Origin of the sequence: Nocardia sp. NPDC059236, assembly GCF_042754085.1 — a bacterium.
Classification (GTDB): domain Bacteria; phylum Actinomycetota; class Actinomycetes; order Mycobacteriales; family Mycobacteriaceae; genus Nocardia.
Genome location: NZ_JBHZAF010000086.1, coordinates 1 through 1,263 on the forward strand (window position 1 = coordinate 1; position 1,263 = coordinate 1,263).

At 72.0% G+C, this 1,263-nt stretch carries 2 protein-coding genes; both read left to right on the forward strand.

The genetic code is table 11. The features are described 5' to 3' along the window. Positions 1-298, forward strand: a 298-nt coding sequence (locus ACFXIV_RS48045; protein WP_379421556.1) for a hypothetical protein, incomplete at its 5' end; no start/stop codon positions are given. A gap of 238 nt (positions 299-536) precedes the next feature. Then, positions 537-1,263 (forward strand): DUF5996 family protein (locus ACFXIV_RS48050; protein WP_379421557.1); only part of this gene is annotated, 727 nt, incomplete at its 3' end.

The window sequence follows — 1,263 nt, forward strand, 5'->3', positions numbered from 1 at the left end:
GTCCTGGCTCCAGCCCCTGGGGTTGGCCCACGCCCTCTTCGAGGTCGCCCACCACGCGCTGGCCACCGCCCCCGACCCCACCGACCGCCCGGCCGTCGCCCGGACCCTTGCCAAGACCCGCACGGAGACCGTCGTCGGCACCCTCGACTGGACCCGGGGCCCCACCCCCAACATCGCCCTGATCCCGCTGGCAGGAGGCCAGTGGCACCAGGGTGCGTTCGGCCCCCGCCTCACGCTGGTCGACAACACCCGGGCCCCCGAGGTTCCGCTGACCGGCGATCTCACCCCGGCGTACTGAGGCCCACGAGCCGACCCGTGTCACGCTGTGTCCACGAGTGGATGCGAGGCGCCGATCGCGCGGAACCGCCCCGGTCGTCGGCCGCCGCCCGAGTTGTCGCCCGGGCGCACCCGGCCCACCATCGGGGGAGGGGCGGCGAAGGAGGACGGCGGTGACGGAGCTGAGGACGGCGCACACGCACGGCGCGTGGCCCGCGCTGCGGGTGGCGGACTGGACCGGGACCCGCGACACCCTCCATATGTGGACCCAGATCATCGGCAAGATCCGGCTGGCACACGCGCCACTGGTCAACCACTGGTGGCAGGTGACGCTCTACGTCACCCCGCGCGGCCTCACCACCTCGACGATCCCGTACGCGACAGGCGCTTTCGACATCGAGTTCGACTTCGTCGAGCACCGGCTCCGCATCCGCACCAGCGACCGCACCGTGCGCCAGGTGGCCCTGGAGCCCAAACCCGTCGCCCGGTTCTACGGCGAGGTGACACAGGCGCTGCACGAGCTGGGTATCGACACGCCCATCCAGGACCGGCCCAACGAGGTGGAGCAGGCGATCCCCTTCCCGGAGGACACCGTCCACGCCTCCTACGACCCGCACGCCGCCCATCTGTTCTGGCGCCAACTCCTGCAGGCCGACCGGGTACTGGGCGGGTTCCGGTCCCGCTTCGTCGGCAAGGTCAGCCCGGTGCACTTCTTCTGGGGCGCCATGGACCTGGCCTGCACCAGGTTCTCCGGCCGCCGGGCGCCGACCCACCCGGGCGGTGCGCCGCACTGCGGGGACTGGGTGATGGTGGAGGGCTACTCCCGGGAGCTGAGCAGCTGCGGATTCTGGCCCGGTGGCGGCGAGGAGGGCGCCTTCTACGCCTACGCCTATCCCGAACCGGCCGGCTTCCGGGACCACCCCGTCCTCCCCGACAGCGCCTACTACAGCGAGCAGAACGGTCAGTTCCTGCTGCCGTACGAAGCGG